At 50.6% G+C, this 9,065-nt stretch carries 7 protein-coding genes and 2 pseudogenes; 4 read left to right on the top strand and 5 right to left on the bottom strand.

The window, feature by feature from the left end; all coding sequences use genetic code 11:
- Nucleotides 1-546: pseudogene (locus VIN66_RS18285) on the bottom strand (trifunctional transcriptional regulator/proline dehydrogenase/L-glutamate gamma-semialdehyde dehydrogenase); the annotation flags it as partial.
- Between the two features lie 132 nt (nt 547-678).
- On the opposite strand from VIN66_RS18285, the gene VIN66_RS18290 reads away from it, so the two are divergent.
- Nucleotides 679-1,185, top strand: coding sequence for an Lrp/AsnC ligand binding domain-containing protein (locus VIN66_RS18290; protein WP_134059162.1), 507 nt, complete (start codon nt 679-681; stop codon nt 1,183-1,185).
- 24 nt (nt 1,186-1,209) lie between these two features.
- On the opposite strand, the gene VIN66_RS18295 is transcribed toward VIN66_RS18290, so the two are convergent.
- Nucleotides 1,210-1,815 (bottom strand): TIGR04211 family SH3 domain-containing protein, encoded by a 606-nt coding sequence (locus VIN66_RS18295; protein WP_331925322.1) that lies wholly within the window; start codon nt 1,813-1,815, stop codon nt 1,210-1,212.
- A gap of 133 nt (nt 1,816-1,948) precedes the next feature.
- Here VIN66_RS18295 and VIN66_RS18300 point away from each other — a divergent pair, with 133 nt between their 5' ends.
- The gene (locus VIN66_RS18300; RefSeq protein ID WP_331925323.1) at nt 1,949-2,851 is read left to right on the top strand and encodes a CYTH domain-containing protein; all 903 of its coding nucleotides are present in this window, start codon (nt 1,949-1,951) and stop codon (nt 2,849-2,851) included.
- 13 nt (nt 2,852-2,864) lie between these two features.
- The gene (gene glnE / locus VIN66_RS18305) at nt 2,865-5,684 is read left to right on the top strand and encodes a bifunctional [glutamate--ammonia ligase]-adenylyl-L-tyrosine phosphorylase/[glutamate--ammonia-ligase] adenylyltransferase (RefSeq protein WP_331925324.1); all 2,820 of its coding nucleotides are present in this window, start codon (nt 2,865-2,867) and stop codon (nt 5,682-5,684) included.
- 5 nt (nt 5,685-5,689) lie between these two features.
- On the opposite strand, the gene VIN66_RS18310 is transcribed toward glnE, so the two are convergent.
- The 3 genes from VIN66_RS18310 to tolC form a co-directional block, all read right to left on the bottom strand.
- Entirely contained in the window at nt 5,690-6,277 is a 588-nt protein-coding gene (locus VIN66_RS18310; protein WP_331925325.1) for a TcpQ domain-containing protein, read from the bottom strand.
- Nucleotides 6,278-6,289: 12 nt separating this feature from the next.
- Nucleotides 6,290-7,213, bottom strand: coding sequence for an LpxL/LpxP family Kdo(2)-lipid IV(A) lauroyl/palmitoleoyl acyltransferase (gene lpxL, locus VIN66_RS18315; RefSeq protein WP_331925326.1), 924 nt, complete (start codon nt 7,211-7,213; stop codon nt 6,290-6,292).
- Between the two features lie 108 nt (nt 7,214-7,321).
- Nucleotides 7,322-8,680, bottom strand: coding sequence for an outer membrane channel protein TolC (gene tolC, locus VIN66_RS18320; protein WP_331925327.1), 1,359 nt, complete (start codon nt 8,678-8,680; stop codon nt 7,322-7,324).
- 119 nt (nt 8,681-8,799) lie between these two features.
- On the opposite strand from tolC, the pseudogene VIN66_RS18325 reads away from it, so the two are divergent.
- Nucleotides 8,800-9,065 (top strand): annotated as a pseudogene (locus tag VIN66_RS18325) (ADP-ribose diphosphatase); the annotation flags it as partial.

Genomic DNA, 9,065 nt, shown 5'->3' on the forward strand with positions numbered 1-9,065 from the left:
CATAACAAACTGTGCGCCCATGATTTGCATAGCATAACGTACGGCCTGACGGATCACCGGCTCACCCAAACGGCCACAGGTACGTTTTAACAGGCCAAACTGTTGCTTCTTTTGCTCATCAGAGTAGTTCACCAGCTTACCGGTTAACAGCAAACCCCAGGCTGAGGCATTAACGAAAATCGAGCTACTGTTACCCAGGTGAGAGCTCCAGTCGCCTTGTGATAACTTGTCACGGATCAGGCGATCAGCGGTGGTTTTGTCCGGCACCCTAAGCAGGGCTTCGGCCAGACACATCAGCACCAGGCCTTCTTCGGTCGACAGTGAGAACTCGTTTAGCAGCGCATCAACACCGCCTTTACCTACCTGCGCCTGACGGATAGTCAGTACTAACTGGCGCGCCCGCTCCCAGGCCCGGCTGCGGGCATTAACACCGATATCGGCTAAAGGTAGCAGGTAATCCAATACCTTATCTTCATCAGCACGATAGAAATCACGAATAGTTTGACGCAGCGGTTGAGTGGCAACCAGGGAACCGTTATACAGCATGGCAGATAGCTTCCTGACAAGATTTGAGAATGCGGCATTTTAGAGAAAAGTCTGCAGTATAGGGTGGTTATTTTTGCCGTTTAACACTATATAATTCTGGCAAAATTAACATAAACCAGAAAAATTACTGATATGAACACACCTGTAAAAAGTAAAGCACTGGACCGGATTGATATCAGTATTCTGGACACGCTGCAGCGCGATGGCCGTATTGCCAATGTGGATCTGGCGAAAAAGGTTAACTTAAGCGCCAGCCCTTGTATCGACAGAGTTAAGCGGCTGGAAAAAGAAGGTTATATCGATGGTTTTGGCGCCAGGTTAAATGCGGCAAAACTGGGTTTTGGTACTGCTGCTTTTATTCAGGTGACGCTGGATAGAACCACCAGTGAGGTGTTTGATAAGTTTCGTGATGCCGTCGTGCAGATACCGCAGGTGGCAGAGTGTCATATGGTGGCGGGCGGTTTCGACTATCTGTTAAAGCTGCGCTTGCCCAATATGGATGCCTATCGCGATATCCTGGCGCTGATAGTCGATTTGCCCGGTGTAGCGCAAACACATACTTATGTGGTGATAGAGCAGGTGAAGAATGACCGCGGCTTGCCACTTAAACCGGCAGACAGCCCGCCGGCAGCGGGCTGATCATTAAAACCGGCGTTGCAGTTGTTACATCCAGCGTTCGTTATTGCGTTTTTTCGGCAGGATAAGCGGTAACAACAGGCCAAACAGCAGACCAGCCAGTAAAATCAGTGAACCCAGCACCATGGGTTTTTCCCAGATTGAGCTCTGAGTGTTTTCCAACTGCACTTTAAGCTGTTCATAAGCACGGTTGGCCTGCTCCAGTTGTTCCTGTGCCGTCTGACGTTCGGCTACGGCCTGATTCAGCTGGCTGTTTAACTCGTCGCGTTGTTGCTCCAGCGTCATAATTTTCTGATTATGATCGGCATACTCGGCTTTTAACTGTTCCAGTTGTGATACCAGACCGGGGCTAAAAGTAACATGTTCCTTAGGTAGCCACCCTGTCTTATCACCCTCATACTGAATTTGTACGTAGCCGGTATCGGCATCTTCTCCCAAGTAAGTCACGCTTTGGCCGGCATTAATCGTGCCGACAATCCGGTACTGATTACTGGGGCCTGAATGCAGGTAAACAAATAAGGCGTCGCTGATAAAGGCTGGCTTGCTTTCTGTCTGGGCGGCAGCTGAACCACAATAGGCTAACCAACATGCTGAAAATAATACCAGCAGGGAGCTTTTAATTAATCTGAACATAGGTATCCTGAGCTTATTTTTATAAAACAGCTTTGCAGCCAACACCTTGGATGATAGGGAGTTGCGCGGCAATTGACAAGGTTTAAAACGGTGGCGGCCTGTGCCGGACACACCATAGCAGACAGAGTAGCAGATGAGTACTGAACTTGAGCTGAAGTTTTTATTAGCTCCAGCATATTTACCGCAATTACAGGCCAGCCTGACGCAACTGGGCAGAATTGACCATCATGAGCAGGCAGATCTGCTGAACGCATATTTTGATACTGCCGGTAACTGGTTTCGCCGCCATGACATGGGGCTGCGTAGCCGGTTGAAGCGGGGCAAATATGAGCAAACGATTAAACTGGCCGGTACCCAGCATGGCGCTATGCAAATGCGGCCGGAATATAACGAGCCCTGTATGTCAGTGGTGCCACAGTTGGCGGCTTTCCCGCATCATATCTGGCCGGAAAAGGCTGATATAGCCGGGCTGCAGGCAGAGCTGACTGAGCTGTTTCGTACCGACTTTAACAGATGCAGCTGGCAGTTACAGTGTGCAGACGGCACAGAAGTCGATCTGGTTTACGATCGGGGCCAGGTGATTGCCAATGGCAAAACACAGCCTATTGCTGAACTTGAGCTCGAATTATTAGAAGGCGATCCTCAGCAGCTTTTTATTCTGGCAAGCCAGCTTATTCAGCTACTGCCGCTGCAAACCGGTTGGTTAAGTAAGGCTGCCCGCGGTTATCAGCTGGCGTTTGATACTAAGCTAAAATTGCCCTCAGACACTGGCACAACGTTACTGGCGCAGGTCAAAGCGCTGCAGCAAACCGAAGCCTGCTATCTGCAGCAACAGGATGTATCGGTGCTAAGTTTTGCGGCAGCTATCATGACTGCCATTGCCGCTGGCACGGCCGGGATTGGGCAACTGCAACAGCTGAGTGTTACCGCATCGCGTCTGGCACAACAGCTTGCCGCCAACCAGCCGGTATTTGCGTTGCAGGAATATAACTTATTGCTGCTGAGCCTGTCGCAGTATCTGTACCAACATGCCTGAGCCGGAGTAAACGATGATCGAGCAAAGCGTTGTACTGTCCAGTTATCTTAAACAGATATTAAGCCGGTTTGATTTAACTGCGTTAAACGCTGATGCGTGCAGGCAACTGGCAAGGCTATTCAGTGCCAGCAGCTTTATTGCCCGTACTTTGCAGCAGCAACCTCAACTGCTGGCAGAGTTTAGCGACAGCCCGGCGCTTATTGCGGCGTTGCAGCTTAACAGCAGTGTGCCGCCACAACTTGAACAGCTTGAGGAGCATGATGCTTTTGCTCAGCTACGCCAGTACCGCAATGCCCAGCTGTGCCGTATTCTGGCTGCTGACATTTTGCAACTGCAGGATATTACCGCCAGCCTGATACAGGTGTCGCAAGTGGCGGATCTGACCATCAATGCGGCCTATCAGTGGGCGTATCAACAGCTATCTGAGCAATGGGGCACACCGCTGGATCAAGATGGCAAGCCGATGCCATTACTCATTCTTGGTATGGGAAAATTAGGCGGTGGTGAGCTGAATTTCTCTTCCGACATCGACTTAATTTTTACCTATCCGGCGAACGGCGAAACTCAGGCCGGACGCCGTAGTTGTGAGCATCAGCAGTTTTTTACCAAACTCGGCCAGAAGCTGATCGCAGCACTGCATCAGGTTACCGCCGACGGCTTTGTATACCGGGTTGATATGCGGCTACGTCCTTTTGGTGACAGCGGCCCCCTGGTACTAAGCTTTGCTGCAATGGAAGATTATTATCAGGAGCAGGGCCGGGAATGGGAGCGCTATGCGATGCTCAAAGCCCGGGTGCTGAATCCGGATGGTGTGCACAGCACCGAGCTGACAAAGCTGCTGCGGCCTTTTATTTACCGGCGCTACATCGATTTTTCTGCTATTGAGTCATTACGCCGGATGAAGCAGCAGATCGAGCAGGAGAACCGCCGTCTGAACCGGCGCGATAATATTAAACTCGGCATTGGCGGCATCCGTGAAGTAGAGTTTATTGTGCAGACGTTACAGCTGATCCGCGGAGGACGTATCCCTGCAATGCAGCAGCCGTCACTGCTCAGCGCACTTACGGTATTGGCCGATGAAAGCATTTTAACCGCTGAACAGGTTGCACTGCTGCGGCAGGATTATTTGTTGCTGCGCCGTGTCGAGCAAGCATTACAGGGTATAGACGACAAGCAAACCCAGACGTTGCCACAGGATAGCCTATTGCAGGCGCAGTTGCTGGCATCCCTTGGCATGTCAGATTGGCCACAGCTGCAACAGCAGATTGATAAGGCAATGGCGCGGGTACATCAGCAGTTTAAACTGGTGATTGATAACGGTGAAGAGCCCGACCAGCAGGAAATTACGCTGGGCAAATTGATTTGGGACAGTGAGCAGGCATCTGCAGAATTAGCGGCGCAGTTGGACTGGCTTAATCAGCAGCAAGGCGAGGAGCTGATAGAGCAGCTGCAACAGTTTAAGCAGGATTGTCAAAAGCGCAGTGTAGGGCCCCGTGGCCGTGATTTTCTGGCCAAGCTTATTCCGCTGTTACTGCATATGCTACAACAACAGCAAGCGCTGCCAAGTGTACTGAGCCGGGTACTGGGTGTATTTCGCCAAATTGTTACCCGCACAGCTTACCTGGAGCTGTTGTTTGAAAACACGGCTGCACTGCAGCAACTGGTGTTGCTGTGTAACCAGAGCGGTTGGCTGGCAGAGCATCTGGCGCGTTATCCGATGTTACTGGATGAGTTGATAGACCCGGCACAGCTATACCAGGTGGCAACAGCCAGCGATTACCGTGACCGTTTGCGTCAGCAGATGCTGCGGGTACCGTCTGACGATTTGGAGCTGTTAATGGAAACGTTGCGCCAGTACAAACAGGCGCAACAACTACGTATAGCTGCTGCCGATATCAGCGGTGTATTGCCGCTGATGAAAGTCAGTGACCATTTAACCTGGCTGGCTGAAGCCATAGTGGCGCAGGTCGTTGAACTGGCCTGGCAACAAATGACGGAGCGTTATGGCTTACCTGCCGGTGCCAGTAACGATAATAAAGGCGTTGCGGTAATAGCCTATGGCAAGCTAGGCGGTCTGGAACTTGGCTATGGCTCGGATTTGGATCTGGTATTCGTACACAACTGCGACAGCCAGGCAGCAACAACGGGCGATAAAGCCATAGATTCGAAGCAGTTCTACCTGAAGTTAGTGCAGCGTGTATTGCATCTGTGTACCACGCGCACCAATAGTGGTGTGCTGTACGATATAGATACCAGACTGCGGCCGTCAGGTAACTCTGGTCTGCTGGCGATTCACATTGAAACCTATGGTCAGTATCTGCAGCAGGAAGCCTGGACCTGGGAGCATCAGGCGTTAGTGCGGGCGAGGGCGATTTACGGCAGCGCCGACTTAATGCAGCATTTTAACCTTATCCGCCAGCAGATTTTAAGCCAGCCGCGCCAACTTGGCAGCTTGCAGCAGGATGTGACAGCAATGCGTGACAAACTGCGCCAGCATCATAGCGGAATGGCTGATGATCCCAAGCACAGTGTCGGTGGTATTGTTGATCTGGAGTTTATCAGCCAGTATCTGGTATTGGGCTACAGTGCCAGGCATGCCAGCCTGTACCAGTACAGCGACAATATCCGCATTCTTGAGGCTGCGGCCGCAGCGGGCTTACTCAGCAGTGAACAAAGTGTCCAATTGCAGCAGGCTTATCAGCTGCTGCGTGGTGCAGGGCACCGCCAGACGCTGGCACCGGCGACCTTGCCGCCAGATGACAGTCTGCAACAGGCCAAATGGCAGGTAGAGCAGGTATGGCGGCAACTGTTTGATGGCGGGACAGACCTTTAGCCGGGTTACTGTTGTTTCGGCTTAGTATCGGCCGTCATACAGTTTTTTTGCAGATGGTCATTGGCTTTGTCGGTGATCACCGCTGCCCTTTCGCGCGGGCAGTAATATGCCACCACCGGTGATTCAAAATCCGGTGCTATCGCCACCGCAACTTCATAGATCGTCTCAATCAGCGTCGTGTCGGTCTGAAAATACTGCTTTACCACATAATCACGCGGTAAGGTCCAGAACAGTGCTATGCCTTCTGCCTGTGAATATTCGGTCAGTTTGGTTTTGACGGTGTCGCCTTCGCGAAAACGCCGGTCAATTACCTGACCGCGCCAGTTTGCTTCACCCGGTACCACAACATTGGCGCGTTGCTGTAGCTGCTGGGTTAAGCGATCGCTGGTATCCGGCAGCGGCAGTTTAAACTTTGACAGCTCCTTGGCGCCATCAGCAATAGAGCCGCGGATTTTCGAGTAAAAATCACTGAAACCCTCAGCCGCGATGTTGGCAGAGTCTTTACGGATCAAAAAATCCGGCTTAGTAAAAATAGCGTAAGCGAAAGCCCCCAGAATCACTAACAAGCTGAGGTTGCGGATCCAGAACCACATTTTAAGTCTCCTTTAATACAAAGAGGGCGCGTTTTCATCAGGCCGGGTTTTAAACCGGCGGTGTAACCACATATATTGTTCCGGAGCGCGCAGCACGACCTGTTCCACCCACTGATTAACGCGGGTGACATCGGCTTTATCGTTGCCGGTCGGAAAAGGTGCCAGCTTGGGCTGCACTTCAATTTCGTAGCCCTGGCTGCCCGGCAAACGTCTGGTAATAACCGGTATCACATCACAATTGGCAGCATTTGCAAATAATAAGGTGCCGGTGGTAGATGCGGTATCTTTTACGGCAAAAAACGGCACAAATTCAGCTTTATTGCGGCCATAATCCTGATCTGGCAAGTAAAAGCATACTTCCTGCTGGTTCAGTGCCCGGATAAGCCCTTTAACGTCACGCTTACCGATCATGTATTTGTTGCTTTTGCTGCGACCATGGTAGGTCAGATAGTCCAGCAAAGGGTTATTGTGCGGCCGGTAAAAGCCGACACTGGGGTGTGTCAGGCCAAAAGCGCGGCAGACACCTTCCAGATGCAGTACATGCGGCGCCAGCAGTAATACGCCTTTGCCTTCAGCTAACGCCTGCTCAATGTTTTCATAGCCTTTAAAATGTGCCAGCTTCTTAATACGCCAGGTTGGCCACCACCAGCCAATGACCGTATCAAACAAGGCCCGGCCGGTTTCTTCAAAGTTACGTTTTACCAGAGCGGTTTGCTCGGCAGCTGGCATATCAGGAAAGCACAGTTCAATATTGCGCTGCGCTACTTTGCGGCGTGATTTCAGTACTTTGTATAGCAAGCGGCCAAAACCCGCGCCTAAAGTCATCAGCACGGCATAAGGTAGCCAGCTGATGAGATAAAGCAACGCTGCGCCAAGCCACAACAACCAATAATTCGGCAACAAAAAGCGCCAGCTAAACTGCGGAGCCTGAACCACGCGATATCCTCAGCAAAAAATGAAAGCGCTATTGTAGCGAAAAATGGCGGGGGAGATAGCAGAAACTGGTAAGAGGTTCACCGCAGACGCGGTGAACCTTAACGCAGATTAGTTAGTCAGGGCCTGGTTAATACCAGCCAGATCCTGTTCTGACAAGTTACCTGCTGCCTGCTTCAGTGCCAGAATAGCAATAACGTAGTTGTAGCGTGCACCGGATAAGTTACGGCGCGCTTCAAACAGGTTACGGGTGCTCAGCAAAACGTCAACGATAGTACGGGTACCGACTTCAAAACCAGCTTCGGTGGCATTTAACGCACTTTCAGCTGAAATAACGGCCTGCTCCAGTGCACGGATCGTTGCAATATTGGCATTGATATCGTTGAACGAGCTGCGAACCTGACGCACTGCGGTACGGTAGCTTAGTTCCAGATCCTGGCCTGCTGCAACATAGTTAGCACGGGCTACAGCCGTTTGGGCTGTTGTTGCACCACCACTGTACAACGGCACGCGTAGGTTTAACGCAACTTGCTTACTATCAAGCCGGGGCGTGTTGGAAGAACGCGTGACACCATTTAAAGTATTTTCAGATTCGCTGTCAGAGGTATTGTAGTATCCATCTAATGTAACCGTCGGATAGTGCCCTGCTGCTGCTAAATCAATATCATTCTGCGCAATTTCCAAAGCCAGTTTGTTTGCCTTCAGGCTAAGGTTCTTTTCTTCTGCCAGTTTAACCCATTCATCGGCAGTGGCCGGCGACGGTGACTGGGTAGAAAATTTGTCGGTATTCAGCGTTGCAAGTTCAGCATGATACTGGCCGGTAATTTCACGCAGTGCCTCGCGGGCGGTTTCCAGCGCGTTTTGCGCGGTAATTTCACGGGCAACTGCACTATCAAACTGTGCCTGGGCTTCGTGCACGTCGGTAATCGCCGTTAAACCTACAGCAAAGCGCTGTTTGGTTTGTTCTAACTGACGCTCGATAGAGCGCTTTTCCGCTTCGGCAAAGCCTAAATCGTCACCTGCTTTTAACACATTAAAGTAGGCTTGTGATACACGTACTATCAGCTCTTGTGATGCCGCATCCAGATTGGTCTGGCTTTGTAAGGCGCGTTTCTCTGCCGTGTTCAGGTTTTCCCAATTGGTCCAATCAAAGATTGACTGCGATACAGCAACCCTGGCATTCCAGCCTTTGCTATCGCCATCGACAATCACAATACCGTCTTCCAGAAATTCAGGGCTTTCAGACCAGGTTTTGCTGTAACCTGCGGTTAAATTAACCTGAGGCAGTAAGCTAGCCTTAGAAACATCTATACCCTCTTTGGCGGCATTGCGTGTTGCTACCGCTTTTAACAGCTGTGGGTCTTTTTGTGTGGCTAACTGATATATTTCCTGCAGGTCCGCTGCAGCAATCTGCAGGCTGAACAAACCGAAAGAAGATGCTAACAAGGTACTGATTAAGGTTTTTTTCATTTCTACCAATCCTGGTCAGATAAAAGGAAACTGCATGAATAATACTCTGTTACGATAAACTTCGTAATCATTAAACGGTAAAGTTGCACGCAAGAGTGTAACAGAATGTGAGTGCAGTTATGTCTAAATACAATATCAGCCAGTATCCTTCATTTGGGCCGCAGGATCTGGAAATTCTCGACAAAAGCACGGTTTTCCAGGGTTTTTTCCGCTTAGAGCAATATACATTGCGGCATAAACTGTTCAATGGTGGCTGGAGTGGCACGGTAAAGCGCGAAGTATTTGAACGTGGCCATGCTGTTGTCGTGTTACCCTACAATGCTATGACCGATGAGTTGGTGCTGATTGAACAGTTCAGAGTCGGTGCCAGCACAGATGGGCAAAG

Source organism: Rheinheimera sp. (assembly GCF_036568245.1).
Classification (GTDB): Bacteria; Pseudomonadota; Gammaproteobacteria; order Enterobacterales; family Alteromonadaceae; genus Alishewanella.

Coding starts and splice junctions, on each gene's coding strand:
- VIN66_RS18290 (WP_134059162.1), top strand. CDS start 679: ATGAACACACCTGTAAAAAGTAAAGCACTGGACCGGATTGATATCAGT.
- VIN66_RS18295 (WP_331925322.1), bottom strand. CDS start 1,815: ATGTTCAGATTAATTAAAAGCTCCCTGCTGGTATTATTTTCAGCATGT.
- VIN66_RS18300 (WP_331925323.1), top strand. CDS start 1,949: ATGAGTACTGAACTTGAGCTGAAGTTTTTATTAGCTCCAGCATATTTA.
- glnE (WP_331925324.1), top strand. CDS start 2,865: ATGATCGAGCAAAGCGTTGTACTGTCCAGTTATCTTAAACAGATATTA.
- VIN66_RS18310 (WP_331925325.1), bottom strand. CDS start 6,277: ATGTGGTTCTGGATCCGCAACCTCAGCTTGTTAGTGATTCTGGGGGCT.
- tolC (WP_331925327.1), bottom strand. CDS start 8,680: ATGAAAAAAACCTTAATCAGTACCTTGTTAGCATCTTCTTTCGGTTTG.